At 63.3% G+C, this 17,245-nt stretch carries 21 protein-coding genes and 1 tRNA gene; 11 read left to right on the top strand and 11 right to left on the bottom strand.

What is annotated here, in order from left to right; translation table 11 throughout:
• Positions 1–119: 119 nt before the first annotated feature.
• Positions 120–368, top strand: a complete 249-nt coding sequence (locus F2P44_RS36675; RefSeq protein WP_167091326.1) for an RES family NAD+ phosphorylase — start codon at positions 120–122, stop codon at positions 366–368.
• 114 nt (positions 369–482) lie between these two features.
• Here the strand turns inward: F2P44_RS36675 and F2P44_RS26830 are convergent, their stop codons facing one another.
• Entirely contained in the window at positions 483–1,466 is a 984-nt protein-coding gene (locus F2P44_RS26830) for a hypothetical protein (protein WP_167091317.1), read from the bottom strand.
• Between the two features lie 240 nt (positions 1,467–1,706).
• Here F2P44_RS26830 and F2P44_RS26825 point away from each other — a divergent pair, with 240 nt between their 5' ends.
• On the top strand, positions 1,707–2,069 hold the full coding sequence (locus F2P44_RS26825) for a putative DNA-mimic protein (protein WP_167091314.1): 363 nt from the start codon (positions 1,707–1,709) through the stop codon (positions 2,067–2,069).
• A 55-nt stretch (positions 2,070–2,124) separates the two neighbouring features.
• Here F2P44_RS26825 and F2P44_RS26820 read toward each other — a convergent pair whose 3' ends face one another.
• A complete protein-coding gene (locus F2P44_RS26820) occupies positions 2,125–2,556 on the bottom strand; it encodes a DUF29 domain-containing protein (protein WP_167091311.1) in 432 nt (143 codons plus the stop codon).
• Positions 2,557–2,695: 139 nt separating this feature from the next.
• Here F2P44_RS26820 and F2P44_RS26815 point away from each other — a divergent pair, with 139 nt between their 5' ends.
• On the top strand, positions 2,696–2,890 hold the full coding sequence (locus F2P44_RS26815) for a hypothetical protein (protein WP_167091308.1): 195 nt from the start codon (positions 2,696–2,698) through the stop codon (positions 2,888–2,890).
• 98 nt (positions 2,891–2,988) lie between these two features.
• Here the strand turns inward: F2P44_RS26815 and F2P44_RS26810 are convergent, their stop codons facing one another.
• Positions 2,989–3,204 carry a cysteine-rich CWC family protein gene (locus tag F2P44_RS26810; protein ID WP_167091305.1) on the bottom strand — a complete coding sequence of 72 codons (216 nt, stop codon included), beginning with the start codon at positions 3,202–3,204 and terminating at the stop codon, positions 2,989–2,991.
• Positions 3,205–3,457: 253 nt separating this feature from the next.
• On the opposite strand from F2P44_RS26810, the gene argB reads away from it, so the two are divergent.
• A complete protein-coding gene (gene argB / locus F2P44_RS26805; RefSeq protein ID WP_054265500.1) occupies positions 3,458–4,384 on the top strand; it encodes an acetylglutamate kinase in 927 nt (308 codons plus the stop codon).
• A 34-nt stretch (positions 4,385–4,418) separates the two neighbouring features.
• Positions 4,419–4,493 (top strand) — tRNA-Thr (locus F2P44_RS26800).
• A 26-nt stretch (positions 4,494–4,519) separates the two neighbouring features.
• Here F2P44_RS26800 and F2P44_RS26795 read toward each other — a convergent pair.
• On the bottom strand, positions 4,520–5,410 hold the full coding sequence (locus F2P44_RS26795; RefSeq protein WP_229423772.1) for a TraB/GumN family protein: 891 nt from the start codon (positions 5,408–5,410) through the stop codon (positions 4,520–4,522).
• Positions 5,411–5,458: 48 nt separating this feature from the next.
• Here F2P44_RS26795 and F2P44_RS26790 point away from each other — a divergent pair, with 48 nt between their 5' ends.
• From F2P44_RS26790 to pabB, 3 genes are read left to right on the top strand one after another with little or no spacing between them, the layout of a single operon-like run.
• The gene (locus F2P44_RS26790; RefSeq protein WP_370662751.1) at positions 5,459–6,187 is read left to right on the top strand and encodes an HAD-IA family hydrolase; all 729 of its coding nucleotides are present in this window, start codon (positions 5,459–5,461) and stop codon (positions 6,185–6,187) included.
• A 28-nt stretch (positions 6,188–6,215) separates the two neighbouring features.
• On the top strand, positions 6,216–6,794 hold the full coding sequence (slmA, locus tag F2P44_RS26785) for a nucleoid occlusion factor SlmA (RefSeq protein ID WP_167091296.1): 579 nt from the start codon (positions 6,216–6,218) through the stop codon (positions 6,792–6,794).
• A 14-nt stretch (positions 6,795–6,808) separates the two neighbouring features.
• Positions 6,809–8,617, top strand: a complete 1,809-nt coding sequence (gene pabB / locus F2P44_RS26780; protein WP_167091293.1) for an aminodeoxychorismate synthase component I — start codon at positions 6,809–6,811, stop codon at positions 8,615–8,617.
• Here the strand turns inward: pabB and F2P44_RS26775 are convergent.
• Entirely contained in the window at positions 8,614–9,291 is a 678-nt protein-coding gene (locus F2P44_RS26775) for an ArsR/SmtB family transcription factor (RefSeq protein WP_167091290.1), read from the bottom strand. The two genes, pabB and F2P44_RS26775, sit on opposite strands and share 4 nt — an antisense overlap.
• A gap of 74 nt (positions 9,292–9,365) precedes the next feature.
• Here F2P44_RS26775 and F2P44_RS26770 point away from each other — a divergent pair, with 74 nt between their 5' ends.
• Positions 9,366–10,004 (top strand): DUF6058 family natural product biosynthesis protein, encoded by a 639-nt coding sequence (locus F2P44_RS26770; protein ID WP_167091287.1) that lies wholly within the window; start codon positions 9,366–9,368, stop codon positions 10,002–10,004.
• A gap of 53 nt (positions 10,005–10,057) precedes the next feature.
• Here F2P44_RS26770 and ftrA read toward each other — a convergent pair whose 3' ends face one another.
• Entirely contained in the window at positions 10,058–11,017 is a 960-nt protein-coding gene (gene ftrA, locus F2P44_RS26765) for a transcriptional regulator FtrA (RefSeq protein ID WP_167091284.1), read from the bottom strand.
• Positions 11,018–11,111: 94 nt separating this feature from the next.
• Here ftrA and F2P44_RS26760 point away from each other — a divergent pair, with 94 nt between their 5' ends.
• Entirely contained in the window at positions 11,112–11,501 is a 390-nt protein-coding gene (locus F2P44_RS26760) for a rhodanese-like domain-containing protein (protein ID WP_167091281.1), read from the top strand.
• A 36-nt stretch (positions 11,502–11,537) separates the two neighbouring features.
• Here the strand turns inward: F2P44_RS26760 and F2P44_RS26755 are convergent, their stop codons facing one another.
• Positions 11,538–12,137: a glutathione peroxidase gene (locus tag F2P44_RS26755; RefSeq protein ID WP_167091278.1), complete on the bottom strand. Its 600-nt coding sequence runs from the start codon at positions 12,135–12,137 to the stop codon at positions 11,538–11,540.
• A 193-nt stretch (positions 12,138–12,330) separates the two neighbouring features.
• On the opposite strand from F2P44_RS26755, the gene F2P44_RS26750 reads away from it, so the two are divergent.
• The gene (locus F2P44_RS26750) at positions 12,331–13,665 is read left to right on the top strand and encodes an HD-GYP domain-containing protein (RefSeq protein WP_167091275.1); all 1,335 of its coding nucleotides are present in this window, start codon (positions 12,331–12,333) and stop codon (positions 13,663–13,665) included.
• 28 nt (positions 13,666–13,693) lie between these two features.
• Here the strand turns inward: F2P44_RS26750 and F2P44_RS26745 are convergent, their stop codons facing one another.
• From F2P44_RS26745 to F2P44_RS26730, 4 genes are all read right to left on the bottom strand, one after another.
• Positions 13,694–14,530, bottom strand: coding sequence for a PPK2 family polyphosphate kinase (locus F2P44_RS26745; RefSeq protein WP_167091272.1), 837 nt, complete (start codon positions 14,528–14,530; stop codon positions 13,694–13,696).
• Complete coding sequence (locus tag F2P44_RS26740) at positions 14,527–14,946, bottom strand: CoA-binding protein (RefSeq protein WP_167091269.1); 420 nt, start codon at positions 14,944–14,946, stop codon at positions 14,527–14,529. The genes F2P44_RS26745 and F2P44_RS26740 overlap by 4 nt, the downstream gene beginning before the upstream one ends.
• Before the next feature lie 62 nt (positions 14,947–15,008).
• Positions 15,009–16,403: a serine hydrolase gene (locus F2P44_RS26735; RefSeq protein WP_167091266.1), complete on the bottom strand. Its 1,395-nt coding sequence runs from the start codon at positions 16,401–16,403 to the stop codon at positions 15,009–15,011.
• A 159-nt stretch (positions 16,404–16,562) separates the two neighbouring features.
• The gene (locus F2P44_RS26730) at positions 16,563–17,216 is read right to left on the bottom strand and encodes a hypothetical protein (RefSeq protein ID WP_167091263.1); all 654 of its coding nucleotides are present in this window, start codon (positions 17,214–17,216) and stop codon (positions 16,563–16,565) included.
• Between the last annotated feature and the right edge of the window lie 29 nt (positions 17,217–17,245).

Here is a 17,245-nt window from a genome sequence, read left to right as displayed (position 1 = left end):
AGAATGAGATTAACCATGATTCCGCCACCATAACCGACCAGAATTCGTCCAGCATCACGAAAATGCGATGGAAAGTCGCGCTCCCGTGATGCCGGCCAGTTCAGAAAAATCGTTTTGCAATTGGCTCGCCTGTAAATAGTGATCCGGCGACGGCTGAGTATGTACCGACGCAAGTTATTGCAGAATTCTTCAAGAAGCAGGGATTCGACGGCGTTGTGTACAAGAGCCGACTTGGACCCGGCTTCAATATTGCCCTTTTCGATATAGATGTCGCAGATGTAGCGAACTGCCAACTGTACTCCGTGAAGTCCGTCGAGTTTTCGTTTGCTCAGGAAGGCAGGGGATACAACGTTAAGAAAAAAAGCTAATGATCAGGGCGTTGTCTGAGAATGCCTCCTGATAGTACGCCAGCGCGTTGGGACGGAAGGACGTCCCAAGGGCTCAGACTGTTCGTTCAGTAGGCGCGAAGTCCTATGCTACGACTAGTCATCTTTGCTCATTTTGTAGTGATGATAGGAACAAAGTCCTCCGTTTTCTTGTTCGTCGAGACCAAGTCCCTCTCCGCATATGGCGCATTCCCAATCTTCGAGCTCATAGTCGCACCACTGGCAACGCCCATCCGGCACAGAGAACATCGGATGATCGCATTCCGGGCAGTCGCGAGTCGGCGGTTCCTCTCCGTCTCGCGGGTCATAACCGCCAAGTGACTTTTCCAACAAGGACTCTAGCTGTGGAAAGAGGGCGTCACTATGACCACACGCCATGCATTGATAGGCTTCATCCGATTCTGCATCCGGAAGTATCAATGGCGATCCACAATCATCACAGACTAAATCTCTGACAAAATGTTGCGCTTTTTGGGGCATAGAAGATTCGCGCCATTGCTCAATGCAATGCAGTTGGCTTTTCACAAAAAAATCATGATGGGCCAACATGATTGGCCACGCACCACCGAGCAGCGAGGCGGGAACCTCGTTTAATTCCTCCGTAATGAATTTACTGAGGATCGGAAAGAGGTCAGCAACAAAGCCGCCGATTGCACCGACGCTTTGCGTTGGGTGCAGGTGCTCAAGGTGGTTTCGTTCGGTCTGGATCCTCTCCATAACAACCCAATCCACCTTGATATCAAAGGCCTCGAAGCGCTTCTTAATATCATCGACGTCGATGGTAGTTCGCTGAAATTTTCCGACCGGTTGCCAGGCAACTCCGCCCGCTCCATCCGGATGAGGAATGATGTCTCGTGGGGGCTTGAAGATCACCTCGACCGCCTTCGTCTGATCGCTAATCGCTTGAATTAGACAATACTTGAAGAGCAGAAGTACCCCTGCGTAGAGGTTTCGCGCCGCTGAGATTGCACGAAACGGATCGCCGCCCGCAGCCGTGCTTTTACGCGACCGGTCAAAATCCTCGACGCCATGTTGAATCGAAATGATGGCGTTCTGTTTCAATTTTTCTGGAACAAGCATCGAGTCGCTCTTGAGGTTGTATGGGAAACCGCTGAAGGCCGCGATGGGCAACTAATAATTGAGTATAGCCCTATTCTAGGGTGCATCGAGGACACCAGATGTAGGGGCAAAATAGTTTCGATGTGAGCGTGCGCCACTCAATTGGAAGCTGCTAGACTCATAAATCGAATCCGAAAACTATCACCACACTGGTGTTCAACCTAGCCCAGGTAGTAGCTAGCCGTTCGAAAGCAAAGGAGCGTGCATCCCACTGCCGACCCGGCGCTGGAAGCGCAACTGGACCGGCTGAAAAGCCACCTGGTCTGCCACTCCGATGCGGAAGGTTTCTATGTTCCTGTCGCGTTTGGCGACCCGGCTTTTCACGCTGAGCTGCCCGGCGGCATATTAGGCTCGTCCTATCGCTTGCTTGAGGAACTGATCGTGGTGGCTCCCGCTATCGGTGTCGAGCTGGTCAACAGGGCCCTGACAGACGGGGAAGCCGCGCGTATCAGCCAACTCGCCAGCAGCGAGCATGGCTTGTACCGGGAACTGTGCGCCTGGCTTGCACTGTACGAAGCAGCCCGATTGAGCATCGAACATAAGACAGCGATCGTTTTTTGTTAGCCATGCAGTGACGCATGGTGCGTCGTCACGCAATGACGGTGCGATGTTTATTCGTTCAAGCCGGGAGAAACGCCGGATCCAGCATCTGCGCGCTGGTCCATATCGGCATGTCCGGAAACTCATGCAGGCCGGTGTCCTTGATGGCAAGCACCAGCGCGTCATCCCAGATGTCTTGCAGACTATCCTCGTCGGAAAGCGCGCTCTTGAGACTTGGGACCTTGCCCAGCTTGCGAGCGATCGAGGCGCGCTGCACCTTCATCGTTTTGAGCCAGCTTTTGCTGCGCAATTGCGGCTGGAACTGCCACTTGAGCAGATGGGCAATCAGCACGGCCATCCGGCTGCCCAGTTCGTGCCGCACGCTATTGCCCACGTCCTCGATCTCCTCAGCAAGATTCTCAATATCCAGCGCGGACCAGCGGCGTTCGCGCAACAGCGCTGCCTGTTCGATCGACCAGGCAAGCACGTCCATTTCATACAGTCCAGCCATGATTGACTCCTTGGTACTGACTGAATTTTAGGCAGATAATCCCATCAACCTTCGACGCGCCTCAATCGTGCGCTAGCGGGAAGGGGGAACTTGAACGCGTTCGTGTGGTCCTAAAAAATTCGACCAATGCGGAGGTCCCATGTTTGCATTCCTGACGACTATTTCCGAAGAAGACCTACGACGTGTTGTGGCAAAACTGTCCAGCAACGCCGTGACCACATCACCGCTCTCTCCACGCAGCCAGGAAATCCTCAAATCGGTGCGCTTTACCTCGCACGAAATGAAACAGGCAGGAATCATCGCCAGCGTGGCGATCGCTGCAAGAAGCACATGACGCAAGCTGACGGCCACAACCGAGAAGGTGGTCGGCCTGCGCGCCAACCCCGCACGCAAGCCGGCGTTGGGAGAGCCCGTCTCCACGCCGTCCGCGCCTCAGGAACGGGAGTAGCTATCGGGCGCAGGCTGATCCATGGAATTTTTCCGGGCCTCGATATGCGCCTTGAGGCAAGCCGGGCACCAGCAAGCGGCCGCGCCACCCTCGACCGGCACCGCCACCACCGGCGGCATTTCCGTGCACCAGCACGGCCCCGGAGTGCCATCGGCCATGGCGCAGCCGAACTGCGCCCCACAGCGGCTGCAAGTACTCATGGCGCGCCGCTTTCCGGCGCGGTCGGCCAGAATGGAAGAAGACAAGGTCGGGCGCTGCCATTCATGGGCGTGTTTCCTGATCAATTGATGCGCTGCCAGCGGCGCCGCAAAAGGGGGCGAAAGGGTGGATGGGATTCATTTAAGCCCAGCCTAACGGATCAAAAATGAAAATACAACAAGATAGCCCTATAATGCCCACAAGCTTCTCCCAGTTGCCTGTAAAATCCCGCAAAATTTCATTCTCGGACCCGCCATGACCGCTCCTTTGCCCAAACTGAAGACCGACCATCAAGACGACCTGACCGCGGTTTCCCCGCAGATCAAGGCGCAGATCCTGGCCGAGGCACTGCCGTATATCCGCAATTTCCATGGCAAGACCATTGTCATCAAATACGGCGGCAATGCGATGACCGACGAGCGCCTCAAGCACGGCTTCGCGCGCGACGTCATCCTGCTCAAGCTGGTCGGCATGAATCCGGTCGTGGTGCACGGCGGCGGTCCGCAGATCGACAATGCCCTGAAAAAAATCGGCAAGCAAGGCAGCTTCGTGCAAGGCATGCGCATCACCGATGAAGAAACCATGGAAGTGGTCGAATGGGTGCTCGGCGGCGAAGTCCAGCAAGACATCGTGATGCTGATTAACCACTACGGCGGCCAGGCTGTCGGCCTGACCGGCAAAGACGGCGGCCTGATCCGCGCGCGCAAGATGGCCATGCCCGACAAGGAAAACCCGGGCGAGTTCCTCGACATCGGTTTTGTCGGCGAAATCGACGCCATCAACCCAGCCGTGGTCAAGGCGCTGCAGGACGATGCCTTCATTCCGATCATTTCGCCAATCGGCTTCGGCCAGGATGGCCAGGCCTACAACATCAATGCCGACGTCGTCGCAGGCAAGATCGCGGAAATCCTGAAAGCCGAAAAGCTGATCATGATGACCAACATCGCCGGCGTGCAAGATAAAAAAGGCAACCTCGTGACCGACCTGTCGGCGCGCGAAATCGACGAGATGTTCGCCGATGGCACCATTTCCGGCGGCATGCTGCCTAAAATTTCATCGGCGCTGGACGCGGCCAAGTCGGGCGTGAACACCGTTCACATCATTGACGGACGAATTGAGCACTCTTTGCTGCTCGAAGTCTTGACCGAACAGGCTTTTGGCACTATGATCCGGTCGCACTAAAATTTTTGTGGCGGCATCAGCCGCCAACAGTACCGCCCTTTTAGCTCAGTGGTAGAGCACTCCCTTGGTAAGGGAGAGGCCACGTGTTCAATCCACGTAAAGGGCACCATCCTTCTGCGCAGCACCCTCCCCCCATCAGTACACCCGCTCGACCGTCAGCCCGCGCGTGCGCAGCAATGCCGGTACGCTGTTCTTGCCGATCAGATGCAATACCCCGATGGCCGCCACGCTCTTGTCCTGTTTCACCAGCAAAGCCGCCAGCTTGTCCGCCAGCGGGCCGTTGCGTTCGTCCAACAGGATTTTTTGCATGAATTTGCCGGACACGCTGGTGTCGTTCTCGACCTTGGCCGCCACCGCATCGAGCCCGGCCTTGTCGGCCGTGGCCCAGGCATCGACGATCTGGTGCATTTCGGCGCGCTGCTTGCCGGACTCCATCATGTCCACGCTCTCTTCCAGGAACGTCCATTGTTCCTCCACGCCCAGCCGGTCGAACATCGCAAACTGGGCGCTGATCGATTCGAGCTCGATCACCGGCACCTTGCTCGCGCGCGCCATCTGCGCCAGCTTGATGTCGACCGCCAGCTCGGCCTGGTAACCCTCGGAGGCGTACTCGGCCAGGGTCAGGGTGGTCGCCACCAGCCACGGCTTGAAGCGCGCCACGGCGGCCGGATCGATCTTCGCCTTTTTCAAGGCTTGTTCCACGCGCTTGCGAAAGGCCGGCGAGCGATCCTGGAAACCCGGCTTGCCGGGCGCGAGCAAGGCATGCGCCTGCATCGCCGCACCCAGCTTGGCCGGATCCTGCAACAGGTCCACTTCCAGCGCCAGCGCCGAGGCTTCCTTCACGGCCGTGGCGATGCGCGGCTCCAAGGGATAGAACGCCGGCAAGCCCACATGCATGGTGCCGAACAAATACATCGTATGGCCACTGCCGCTGATCTTGAACAGCGCGCCGCGCTCGGCGCCCCAGGCCGCCGGCAGGGCCAGCATCAGCAAACTCAGGAACACCACTATAATCGGACGTCTCATGCCTTATTTCCTTGTTGGTTCGCTCTCGCGTTTTTTATCAGGTCCCCTGTGTCCAATCTTACCCGCTCCGCCCCGCTCTGGTTGTTTGATCTCGACAATACCCTGCACAACGCCTCGCACGCGATTTTCCCCACCATCACTGCCAACATGAACGTGTTCATCGCGCGCGTGCTGGGCGACGGCGTCACGCCCGCCAGCGCGGACGTGGTCAACGCCGCCCGCCTCGATTACTGGAAACGCTACGGCGCCACCCTGCTCGGGATGATCAAGCACCACCAGGTCAGCGCCGCCGACTTCCTGCACGAAACCCACCACATCGAGCGGCTGGAAGACATGATCCGCTACGAACGCGGGCTGGCACGCCTGCTGGGGCGCCTGCCCGGGCAAAAAATCCTGCTGACCAACGCGCCGACCCGCTATTCGACCGACGTGATGCGCCATCTGGGACTGCGGCGCCACTTCAGCCACCACATCGCCATCGAAAACATGCACGTGCACGGCCAGCTGCGGCCCAAGCCGTCGAAGCTGATGCTGCGCCGCCTGCTGCGCAAGCACGGCGTGGCCGCACAACGCTGCATCCTGGTGGAAGACACCCTGGCCAACCTGCGCACCGCCAAACAGGTGGGCATGCGCACCGCCTGGGTCACCCAATACCTGCGCATGATGGACCCGATCGGTGTTGCGCCGTTGCCAAAAAAGTTAAAACGCCCCGCTTATGTCGATGTCAAAGTAAAATCCGTGCTTCAGTTGCCGAGATGCATGAATCGACTGCGCTGACATCGTCAACCCACCTCATCGAGAACACATGGCAAGCACCAAGCCGGGCCAGCGCAAGCTGCAAATCCTCCAGGCTCTGGCCACCATGCTGGAGCAGCCCAAAGGCGAGAAAATCACCACGGCGGCACTGGCAGCACGGCTGGACGTATCCGAAGCGGCGCTGTACCGCCACTTCGCCAGCAAGGCGCAGATGTTCGAAGGCTTGATCGACTTCATCGAATCGAGCGTCTTCGGCCTGATCAACCAGATCGCCGAAAACGAACCGGGCGGCGTCGACCAGGCGCACGCCGTGCTGCAGATGCTGCTCGGCTTTGCGGTCAACAATCCCGGCATGACGCGCGTGCTGATCGGCGACGCCCTGGTCAACGAAGACGAGCGCCTGCAACTGCGCATGAACCAGTTCTACGACAAGGTCGAACTGGCGTGCAAGCAGTCGCTGCGCCTGGCCGTCACCCAGGGACACGGCAAGGAAGCCGACGTCGCCGCGCGCGCCAGCCTGCTGGTAAGCTACGTCGTCGGGCGCTGGCACCGCTACGCCAAGAGCGGCTTCCGCCACAACCCGACCGAGGGCACGGCCCTGCAGATTTCCCTGCTGCTGGCGGCCTGAGCGCCTTTACGCCAATGAATGCCGTGGACTGCTTTGCCCTGCTCGACGACGCCACCGGCGCCGGCTCGCGCCTGTACACAGGCCATGCGGGCGAGCTGCGCTGCGACGACGCCAGCGCCTGGCCGGACCTGCTGGCGCAGTTGCAGGCGGCGCTCGGACGCGGCCTGCACGCGGTGGCGGTCCTTCGGTATGAACTGGGCGGGCAGCTGCTCGGGATCGGCACGCACCCGGCCAGCGGGGCGCTGGCGCAGCTGCTGCTGTTCGATACCTGCACCCGCCTGTCGGCAAGCGAGGTGACGGCCTGGCTGGCCGCGCAGGCGGCGGCCCGGGATGGCCCGGCCGGCATCGGCAACGTGCGCGCCAACGTCGACCAGGCCGCGTTCAGCGACGCGCTGGCGCGCATCCATGACTACATCGCCGCCGGCGACACCTATCAGGTCAACTACACCTACCGCCTGCACTTCGACGCCTTCGGTTCGCCGCAGGCGCTGTATGCCCGCCTGCGGGCACGCCAGCCGGTGCCCTACGGCGCCCTGATCGCCCTGCCCGACGGCGGCGCCGTGCTCTCGCTCTCGCCCGAACTGTTCGTGCGCCACGAGGACGGTGAACTGCTGGCGCGCCCGATGAAAGGCACCGCCCCCGCCAGCGACGACGATACCGAGAATGCGCGCCGCGCCAGCGCGCTGGCGGCCGACGCCAAGAACCGCGCCGAAAACCTGATGATCGTCGACCTGCTGCGCAACGACCTCGGACGCATCGCCGTCACCGGCAGCGTCGAGGTGCCGGCGCTGTTCGACGTGCAGCGCTTCGCCAGCGTGCTGCAGATGACATCCACCGTACGCGCCCGCCTGCGCCCGGACGCCACGCTGGCCGACATCGTCGCGGCGCTGTACCCGTGCGGCTCGATCACCGGCGCGCCCAAGCGGCGCGCGATGGAAATCATCCGCGAACTCGAACCGGCCGCGCGCGGCGTCTACACCGGCGCCATCGGCTGGTTCGAGCCCTGCGCCACGCCGGGGGCGGTCGGCGACTTTTGCCTGTCGGTGCCGATCCGCACCCTGACCTTGCAGCCGCAGCACGGCGGCACGCGGCGCGGCGAGATGGGCGTGGGCGCCGGTATCGTGTACGACAGCGACGCCGCCGACGAATATGCCGAGTGCCAGCTCAAGGCACGCTTCCTGACCGGCCTGCAAAACGCGATCGAGGTCTTCGAAACCCTGCACGCCACGCGTGACGATGGCTGCCGCCACCGCGCGCTGCACCTGGCGCGCATGGCGGAGTCGGCGCGCTACTTCGGCTTTGCCTTCGACGACGCCGCTGCCCACGCTGCGCTGGATGGCGCATGCGCCGCGCTGGCGCCCGGGGTGGCATCACGCATGCGGCTCGCGCTTGGCCCGTCCGGCGCGTTCAGCGTGCAAAGCGGCGCGCTGGCCGCGCTGGCGCAGCCGGTGCGCGTACTGCTCGCAGACGAGGCAACCCACGCGGACGACCTGTTCCTGCGCCATAAAACCAGCGTGCGCACGCGCTACGACGCGGCCTGGCGCGCGGCCGAGGCGCAAGGCGCGTTCGATATGCTGTTCTTCAACGAGCGCGGCGAACTGACCGAGGGAGGCCGCAGCAATGTGTTCGTGCAGGTTGACGGCCGCTGGCGCACCCCTGCCCTGGGCTGCGGCCTGCTGCCCGGGATCATGCGCGCGCTGGTGCTGGCCGACGCGCGCTGGGATGCCGAGGAAGGCATCGTCACGCGCGCGATGCTGGCGCGCGCCACCGGCCTGATGGTCTGCAATGCGCTGCGCGGGCCGATGATGGCGGTGCTGGCCTAGGCCAGCCAGACGCGCAAATCCTGTTCGCCGGTTTCGCTGAACGCGACCACGCGCGAGTCGAGCGAGCGCCTGGCCCAGCCGATTTCCTCGAAGCGTGCCAGCAGCGCGTCGCCCAGTGCGCCGGCCAGGTGGTGGCGGCGCTCGCTCCAGTCAAGACAGGTGCGGCAAAAGGCGCGCCGCGTGCCGGCCGCCACTGCCGTGTCGACGCCGATCGCCTTGATCATGGCGCTGCCGGCGTCGCTCAGGTGCAGGCCATCCGCATCGGGAATGAAGGCGCCGTGCGCCAGCAGGCGCTCATACACCAGCACACCGAGTTCGCCGGCCAGATGGTCGTAGCACACGCGTGCCTTGCGCAAGGCCGGCTCGCGCGGGCTGGAACGCAGGCGCAGCGCGCCGGTGCGGAAGGCGACATTCATCAGCGATTCGAGCAGTTGCGCCACATCGTCGTCGGCCAGGCGGAAGTAGCGGTGGCGGCCCTGCGCTTGCACCGCGAGCAGGCCGGCGTCGACCAGCTTGGCCAGGTGGGCGCTGATGGTCTGCTTGGTGACGCCGGCGATGTCGGCCAGTTCGGTGGCGGTGAGGGCCATGCCCGACATGAGCGCGGTCAGCACTTCCGCGCGCGCGTGATCGCCGATCAGGGCGGCAATGCCGATAATGTTGGGGCCGTCTTTCATGGTTCGATGGTAGCCGAACCGTGCAGGCCGCGCAAGCTTGTATAGTAGCCGTATCGACCCACGAGAGAGCGGCCATGGAACTGATCCGATACCTGAGCGATGGCTTCTTCACGCAGCAACAGCTGCTGGCGGTGTCCGGCATCGATGCGGAAGAGCTGGCGGCGCTGCAGCGGCGCGCGATGATGCCGCGCCCATCCTACCGGCTGCGCCTGGACGTGAGCTGCGACTCGTTTTTTGGCCAGCACGAGGAGCACAAGCAGATGGACTACTATGCGAGGGGCTACGCTTCGTGGATCGGGCTGTTGCAGTCGCTGGGCGCCGACAGCGACGCCTTCCGCGTGTTCGCCGAGCGCTACCGCGCCAGGCTCACGCAGTTGAAGGCGGCCGGCTTATGCACCGACAACCCCAAGCTGGGCACGGGCCTGGACGAGCACCTGCGCGAAGAGTGGCGCTATTTCCTCGACGGCAGCTATGGCGTGTGCACCAAGACCGGGCTGCCGGAAGATGTCGCCTCGAAGGAACTGGCGACGATGATCATCCGCGAGATCATTGGCAAGCCCGCCGGGCAGGCGCTGTCGACGCGCGACCGGATCTGCCTGACGCTGGCGGTCGACCTGCTCGACACCGCCAGCAGCCAGTTCGCGCCCCATGAACGGGAGCGCAGCTCGCGGCATTCTCTGATCGATGAAGTGCGAAAGACGTATCAGTTGTAGCGCTAGCGCTGACGGCATGACTGCTTGCGCGCCCGCCATCGACGGGGCGCCGCTCAGGCGGCGACGCGCGCGAACTGGCGCCGGTACGCGCCCGGCGTGGTGGCGGCAAGGCGGCGGAAGTGATGGCGCAGCGACGCTTCCGTGGCAAAACCGGCGCGCTCGGCCACCTGCGCCAGCGGCAATGCGGGGTTTTCGAGCAGGTCCTTGACGATCGCGATGCGTTCGCGGATCAGCCATTCGTGCGCGCCCAGACCGGTGGCGTCATGGAAGTGGCGCTGCAAGGTCCGCTCGCTCATGGCTGCGCGCAGCGCCATGCTGGCCACCGTATGCGGCTCGGCCGGATGCACGCGTACCCAGTCCATCAGGTGCGTCAGGCGCCCTTTCTCGTCGTGCGCCATGGGCCGCGGCAGATACTGCGCCTGCCCGCCTTCGCGGTGCGGGGCGACCACCAGCCGCTGCGCCACCAGATTGCCGACCCGGGCGCCATGATCGCGCCGCACGAGATACTGCAGCATGTCGATGCCGGCCGCCGAACCGGCCGAGGTGATGATCTGGCCGGCATCGGCATACAGGTCGTCCGGCAGCACCTCGATCGCGGGATAGCGGCGCGCCAGCCGCTCGGCATAGCGCCAGTGCGTGGTGGCGCGCAAGCCGTCGAGCAGGCCGGCCGCGGCCAGCACGAACACGCCCGAACAGATCGAGCACAAACGCGCGCCGCGCGCATGGGCGGCGCGCAGCAGCGCCAGCAAGGCGGGCGGCGGCGCTTGGTCGGGGTCGCGCCAGCCGGGGATGACGATGGTGTCGGCCCGTTCCAGCAGTTGCGGCGCGTAGGGCGCGCTGATGACGATGCCGCCGGCGGCGCGGATCGGCCCCGGTTCGGCCGCGCATACCGCGAATTCGTACCAGTCCACCTCCAGTTCCGGACGTTCGAGCGCGAACACTTCGACCGTGCAGCCGAATTCGAAGGTGCACAGGCCGTCATAGGCCAGGGCCACGACAAGATGCTTTTTCATGGCGCAATCTTAACGCAGAATGGCTTTTGCGCCACTTAGCAGGGCGCGACGGTCCACCGACAATAGGAGCTCTTTCACAACAAGGAATTCGTCCATGTCCGCTGTTACCGATGTCGCACCCGCCCCTTCCGCCGCCGCGCTGGCGCACTTTGAAGCGCAGTTCGCGTTCGAAACCGATTGCTGGGATGTACACGAGGCGCTGGCCGGCGGCAGCCCGGATTTTGTGCTGCTCGATGTGCGCGGCAGCGACAAATACGGCAGCGGCCACGTACCGGGCGCGCTCGATCTGGCGCATCGCAAGATCATCGGATCGAGCATCGCCAGGTATCCCGACGGGACGGTCTTTGTCGTCTATTGCGCCGGCCCGCATTGCAACGGCGCGGCGCGGGCGGCAATCCGCCTCGCGCGGCTGGAACGCCCGGTCAAGATCATGACGGGCGGGATCGCGGGCTGGCTTGACGAAGGTTTCGCCTTGAGCGCTTGATGGCCAGATTGGTCGCCGCTACCCGCAGTCAGCTGATCAGCTGCCCAGAGCTAGCTCGATCTTGCTGACGAGCTGCTTGTCTTCCGGCGTGACCTTGCTCGGATAGTGTTCGATGACCTTGCCGTTCCGGTCGATCAGGTACTTGGTGAAGTTCCATTTCGGCTCCTTGCCGGTAGCCTTGATCAAGCCCGCGTGCAGGGGATTGGCGGCAGCGCCGGTCACGGAGGTCTTGGCGAACATGGGGAACTTGACCCCGTAGGTGTTGTAGCAGAAATCGGCGATTTCCTTGGCGTTGCCCGGCTCCTGCTTGCCGAAGTCGTTCGATGGAAAGCCCAGCACCACCAGGCCCTTGCCAGCGTATTTGGCGTACAGCTTTTCCAGCCCCTGGTACTGGCTGGTGTAGCCGCAGTAACTGGCGGTGTTGACGACCAGTACCACCTTGCCGGCGTACTGGCACAAGTCCTGCGGGGCCTCGTCTTGCAGGCGCTTGAAACGATGCTTGAGCAAGGCCGGGCAACTCGCGGCCGGCACCGGTGCCGCCGCAGGGGCCGCCGCGGGCGCCTGGGCCTGCGCCGGATCGCTCATCAATACAACAGCGGACAGGCTGGACAGGAGAAGTGCCGAAATCTTGAACATTGTCGTTTCCATGCAATGGGAAGGGGAACCCATTCTATGCCAATCCGTCCGCGCGCGCGGACGCGGGCATGGACAGAGGGCGCGGGCATGGCCAAAGCGGCTACCTTGCCAAAACAGGCAGCAAATAATTGATACTATTTATGATGCCGCATGGCAATACTTGCTATCATATGTGCATCGAGACGGAGAACCCATGCATCGCGCCAGCCTGAGCACCAGCGTCAACCAGCATTACCTGAACAAATTGATGAACCTGACCGAGGTCATGGATGTCGCCGCCAGCGAAGACATCGTCGATGTGCGCGGCATGAAGCTGGTGGCCAAGGGCGCCAGGCTGACCCGCGCCCAGCAGCACACCCTGGGCAGGCACAAGCTCAAGAAGACCCTGGAATCGTCGCTGAGCGCCGAAGGCGGCGCCGACAACCGCCTGATCCTCGAGACGGCCACGCGCATTCTCGACACCAGCGTCCCGATCAACCGTATCCTGGGGCGCAACGCCGGGCGCGGCATTTCGCCGCAGACGCTGCTGGCGAACATGCAGTTCGGCCACGCCATGCGCATGATGCTCACCCTCACCGACCGCGATCATCCGCGCGCGCTCGAACACAGCGTCGCCGTCAGCCTGCTGTCGATCGGCATGGCGAAAAAGCTGCAACTGTCGAACGATGAGCAGATGGCGGCGGCCCTGGCCGGCCTGCTGCACGATATCGGGGAGCTGTACATCGATCCGGCTTATTTGAAGCCGGGCAAGCGCCTGCTGCCGCACGAGTGGGCGCACCTGGTGATCCATCCGCGCATCGGCCAGGTGCTGATCACGGAACTCGAATCCTACCCCGCCTCGGTGGCGCGGGCGGTGTCGGAACATCACGAACGGCTCGACGGCACCGGCTATCCGCGCCAGTCGGCCGGCGGGATGATCAGCGGGCCGGGGCTGGCGGTGTCGGTGGCGGAAATGCTGGCCGGCGTGCTGCACAAGGATTATCCGCTCGAACGCGCCGAACTGGCCTTGAAAATCATTCCGGGCGAGCATCCGCACCATTTTCTGTCGGCCATTTCGGGCGCCTTGCGCAACCAGCCGGCCAACCGGCCGATCGCCCCGTCCCGGCCCGACGAGAACGATGACGCGGCCATTGCGCGGCTGTGGAGCCGGATTGCCGATTCCCTGCAAGCCGGTCAAGACATGCTGAGCGAAGATACCGCGCGCTCGCCGCGCGTGTGGGCCTTGATCGAACGGGCGCTGGCGCGCATCAGGAATATCGAGCGCGCCTTCATCAGCACCGGGCTCGACGCCTACCTGAAAAACAACCATGGCTTGCACGACAACGACGACGGCACCCTGCAGTTCGAAAAAGCCGTGGCCACGCGTGAAATCACCTGGCGCCTGCGCGACATCGCGCGCGACCTGGCCTTGAATACGGCCGACCTGGCGAGCGACCGCGACATGCTGGCCGGCTTGATCGACTTGCTCGACGACGGCCCGTCCGACGCGGCCGTGCCGCAGGCGCAGCCGCAAGCGCGCGCGGCCTGAGCCGCGCCGCCCGGCACCCGGCGCCCGGCTAGTCGATCTTCAGCGCCGACAGGCGCGGGTCGGGTTCGGGAAAGGCGAGGTTCAGGTCCTCCATCACTTCCAGCAGCAGCGTGGCGATCAGCAGGTTGCGGTGGGTCTTGGAATCGGCCGGGATGATGTACCACGGCGCGTGGTCGGCATCGGTGGCGCCGATCGCCCTTTCGTAGGCGTCGCGATAGTCATCCCAGCGCTTGCGCTGGACGATGTCGTTTTCGTCGAACTTCCATTGCTTTTCCGGGTCGTCCAGGCGCGCCTGCAAGCGCGCGCGCTGCTCCTCCTTCGAGATATGCAGGAACACCTTGACGATCACGGTGCCGGTTTCGGCCAGCAGGCGCTCGAAGTCGGCGATGTGGGCGTAGCGGCGCTTGCATTCCTTGTCGTCGATCAGCTTTTGCACGCGGGTGACCAGCACGTCTTCGTAATGGCTGCGGTTGAAGATGGCGATTTCGCCGGCGCCCGGCACGTGCGGATGAATCCGCCACAAGAAGTCATGCGCCGCTTCGTCCAGGCTGGGCGCCTTGAACTGGGTCGCATTCAAACCCATGGGGTTGATGCGGCTGAACAGCGCGCGCACCGTGCCATCCTTGCCCGAGGTATCCATGCCTTGCAGTACCAAGAGCACTTTTTGCTTGCGCTGCGAATACAGCATTTGCTGGTGCAGCGAAATTTTCGCGGTCAGCGCATCGGTCAGTTCGCGCTCGTGCGCCTTGATCTGGTCCTTCGATTTGGGATGCATGCCGCCGTTGTCGCGCAGCGGCGTGGCGCCGGCATCGGCATCGCGCAGCTTCAGGCCGGCCGGCGCGCGGAAACGGGTGCGCGCCTTCATGCCGCGGCGCCGGCGTGCGCGTGCTCGATTTTCATGCAGCGGTCCATCACCACGTCGAGCCCGGCAGCGGCGGCCAGGTCGGCCGCTTCCTGGTTTACCACGCCGAGCTGCATCCACAGGCAGCGCGCCCCGGCATCGATGGCTTCGCGCGCGAGCGCGAGCATGGCGTCGGCGCTGCGGAAGCAATCGACGACGTCGATCGGACCATCCAGGGCGGCGGCGGCTTGCGCCAGGCTGGCGTAGACCGGCACGCCCAGGATGTGCTGGCCGGCATAGCTGGGATTGACGCCCAGGATGCGGTAGCCCTGCCGTTGCAGGTAAGCGGCCACGGCATGGCTGGCGCGCTCGGGCCGGTTCGACAGGCCGACCACGGCGATCGTCTTGCTCTCTTTCAGGATAGCGAGGATGGATCTCATTGTGCTCGCCAAGTTGATGTGTCAGGCCAGCGTAGCAGATTTATCCAGCCCCGCCGCGTACATTAGGGCGCGCCGACGCGCTGGTTGATCATCTCCGAACCCTGGCTGTCGACCACCACATGGCTCACTTCGCCCTTGTCGTTGCGCGCGAACACGAAGGTGGTCAGCGAAGCGGGCATGAAGAAGCGGTCATCCGCGTACGGCGTCAGGATGACCGGATCGCGGTTGGTGCGCTGCATGACCAGCTTGCCGTCGTCGCGCTTGAAGCTGCGGGTGGCGTTGGCGTCGATGCGGTAGGTGCCGGCATAGGCGTCCAGCAAGGCGTTGTCGATTTTCACTGCCTTGAAGTCGGGGAAGGGATTGCCGATGGCGATGGCGGCCGCCTTGCTGGCCACCATGTCGGGCTGGACCGTGGGTGCATCCGAATTGCTCAGCACCGCGACATACACTTTCTGCTGCGGCAGCCGCAACGCGGAGGTGGAAAAGCCATTGATGCCGCCGTCATGCGCCACCATCGGCACGCCGCGCAGCTTGCCGATCTGCCAGCCATAGCCATAGTTGGTCGGCTTGCCGTCGGCCAGCACGGCGCTGGTGTGCGCCTTTTGCCAGGTGGCCGGCTTGAGCAGCTTGCCGGCGGTGATGGCCGCATCCCAGCGCGCCAGGTCGTCCACGGTCGACACCAGCGCGCCGGCCGCGTAGGGCTGCGACATGCTCAGCGGCTTGGACGAGGTAACGCCGAACCAGCCCTTGGTGTGGCCGGCCGCGCGCGGGCCGGGAGTGCGTTCATGGCCTTCGTACGCGGTGTGCCGCATGTCGAGCGGCTTGAAGATGCGCTGTTCGATAAATGTGGCGTAGCTCTGGCCGGAGATTTTTTCGATCACCGCGCCGAGCAGGAAGTAGCCGGAATTGTTGTAGGAAAAGCGCGTGCCGGGCGCGAAATCGAGCGGATCGTTCTTGAAGGTGTCGATCATGCCCGCCACGCTCATGTCGTTGGTGGAATTGCGCTCGAAGCCAGCCCGGCTGGTATAGCTGACGATGCCCGACGTATGCGTGAGCAAGTGCTCGATGGTGATGCGCTTGGCGCGCGTCGGGTACTCCGGCAGGAATTTGGTGATGTCGTCATCGAGCGCCAGCTTGCCTTCATCGAGCAGCATCAGGATGGCAACGGCGGTGAACTGCTTGGTGATGGAACCGAGCCGCAGGGCCGTGTCGGGGGTCATGGCCTTGCCCTTGGCGACGTCGGCCATGCCGTAGGCCTTGCGCAGCACGGTCTTGCCATCTTGCGTGACGATGACGGTTGCACCGGGCGCATCGGCTTTGTAATAAGGGGCGATGGCGGCGTCGATACGGCTGGCCAGCGCTTGCTCGCTGGCGGGACGCGCGGCGTCCTGCGCGAAGGCGGCGGGCGCGTGCAGTGCAACAAGGGTGGCGAAGCAAAGGGCGGAAAGCTTGAACATGCGAAAGGTCCTGTAGTCTGGGTTGATCGGCAGCGGCAGACCAGACTATAGGCGCGGCGCGCCCGCCGGGGAGCGCCGCTGCGACGAACTGCAAAATAACAATGTCGAACGGTTAATTCGCCCGATGGCCGGCGCGCGGCGTCACCGCCGCGCCTGGCCTTAGCGGTCGGTGAACACGTCGTTCCAGCTGGCCCGTTCCGGCGCCGTCTGGGTTTGCAGATAGCCGACGTTGGCGACCTGGATGCGGGCGATTTCGTTGAGCGCTTCTTCCGAAAAGCCGGCGCGCTTGACGCCGCGGTCCTGCATCGATAGCGAATGCAGGTACTGGTGCAGGTGGCGCGGTTCGGTGCAGAACAGGCAGATGCGTTCCCACACGTGCGGATACAAGGACTTCAGCGCGCCCTGCGGTGCCATGGCGGCCAGCGCTTCGAGCGTCAGGGTGCTGGCCGCGCGCGGCTGGATGATGGTGTCGACCACCGGAACCGCATCGGTGTGCTCGTGCTCGCCCAGCTGCGAGGAAGGACCACCCTCCTTGGCCATGTTTTCAGCCGAATAGTCGGCCAGCGCGCGCAGGGTCTGGTCGGTCGACGGCAGGTTATCCCTGGGCCAGCTGAAGCGGCGGATGCCGGCGCTGGCCATCAGGGCCGCAATCGGGATGATATCCGGATTGGCGCCCGGCGCCGGCGGCACGGTCAGTTCGATCACGAACAGCAAATGCAGGCGGGCGTCGAAGACGGCATAGTCGACCCGCCGTCCACTCAGGTGGTGCTGGTGGCTGCTCTTGATCTTGGGATCCGGATTGCTCGGGATCATCAATTTGCTCAGCGGGATGTCGGGAAAAA

Origin of the sequence: Massilia frigida (genome assembly GCF_011682175.1) — a bacterium.
Lineage (GTDB): Bacteria > Pseudomonadota > Gammaproteobacteria > Burkholderiales > Burkholderiaceae_D > Telluria_A > Telluria_A frigida.
The sequence above is the reverse complement of the archived record's forward strand: the minus strand, read 5'-3'. Positions and strand labels throughout refer to the sequence as shown.

What these genes read in the sequence shown, in the direction of transcription:
- F2P44_RS26810 (WP_167091305.1), bottom strand. Translation starts at nt 3,204, where the DNA reads ATGAGTACTTGCAGCCGCTGTGGGGCGCAGTTCGGCTGCGCCATGGCC.
- F2P44_RS26745 (WP_167091272.1), bottom strand. Translation starts at nt 14,530, where the DNA reads ATGAAGGCGCGCACCCGTTTCCGCGCGCCGGCCGGCCTGAAGCTGCGC.
- F2P44_RS26755 (WP_167091278.1), bottom strand. Translation starts at nt 12,137, where the DNA reads ATGTTCAAGATTTCGGCACTTCTCCTGTCCAGCCTGTCCGCTGTTGTA.
- F2P44_RS26735 (WP_167091266.1), bottom strand. Translation starts at nt 16,403, where the DNA reads ATGTTCAAGCTTTCCGCCCTTTGCTTCGCCACCCTTGTTGCACTGCAC.
- F2P44_RS26760 (WP_167091281.1), top strand. Translation starts at nt 11,112, where the DNA reads ATGTCCGCTGTTACCGATGTCGCACCCGCCCCTTCCGCCGCCGCGCTG.
- F2P44_RS26795 (WP_229423772.1), bottom strand. Translation starts at nt 5,410, where the DNA reads ATGAGACGTCCGATTATAGTGGTGTTCCTGAGTTTGCTGATGCTGGCC.
- F2P44_RS26815 (WP_167091308.1), top strand. Translation starts at nt 2,696, where the DNA reads ATGTTTGCATTCCTGACGACTATTTCCGAAGAAGACCTACGACGTGTT.
- F2P44_RS26730 (WP_167091263.1), bottom strand. Translation starts at nt 17,216, where the DNA reads ATGATCCCGAGCAATCCGGATCCCAAGATCAAGAGCAGCCACCAGCAC.
- slmA (WP_167091296.1), top strand. Translation starts at nt 6,216, where the DNA reads ATGGCAAGCACCAAGCCGGGCCAGCGCAAGCTGCAAATCCTCCAGGCT.
- F2P44_RS26775 (WP_167091290.1), bottom strand. Translation starts at nt 9,291, where the DNA reads ATGAAAGACGGCCCCAACATTATCGGCATTGCCGCCCTGATCGGCGAT.
- pabB (WP_167091293.1), top strand. Translation starts at nt 6,809, where the DNA reads ATGAATGCCGTGGACTGCTTTGCCCTGCTCGACGACGCCACCGGCGCC.
- F2P44_RS26820 (WP_167091311.1), bottom strand. Translation starts at nt 2,556, where the DNA reads ATGGCTGGACTGTATGAAATGGACGTGCTTGCCTGGTCGATCGAACAG.
- F2P44_RS26740 (WP_167091269.1), bottom strand. Translation starts at nt 14,946, where the DNA reads ATGAGATCCATCCTCGCTATCCTGAAAGAGAGCAAGACGATCGCCGTG.
- argB (WP_054265500.1), top strand. Translation starts at nt 3,458, where the DNA reads ATGACCGCTCCTTTGCCCAAACTGAAGACCGACCATCAAGACGACCTG.
- ftrA (WP_167091284.1), bottom strand. Translation starts at nt 11,017, where the DNA reads ATGAAAAAGCATCTTGTCGTGGCCCTGGCCTATGACGGCCTGTGCACC.
- F2P44_RS26830 (WP_167091317.1), bottom strand. Translation starts at nt 1,466, where the DNA reads ATGCTTGTTCCAGAAAAATTGAAACAGAACGCCATCATTTCGATTCAA.
- F2P44_RS26750 (WP_167091275.1), top strand. Translation starts at nt 12,331, where the DNA reads ATGCATCGCGCCAGCCTGAGCACCAGCGTCAACCAGCATTACCTGAAC.
- F2P44_RS26770 (WP_167091287.1), top strand. Translation starts at nt 9,366, where the DNA reads ATGGAACTGATCCGATACCTGAGCGATGGCTTCTTCACGCAGCAACAG.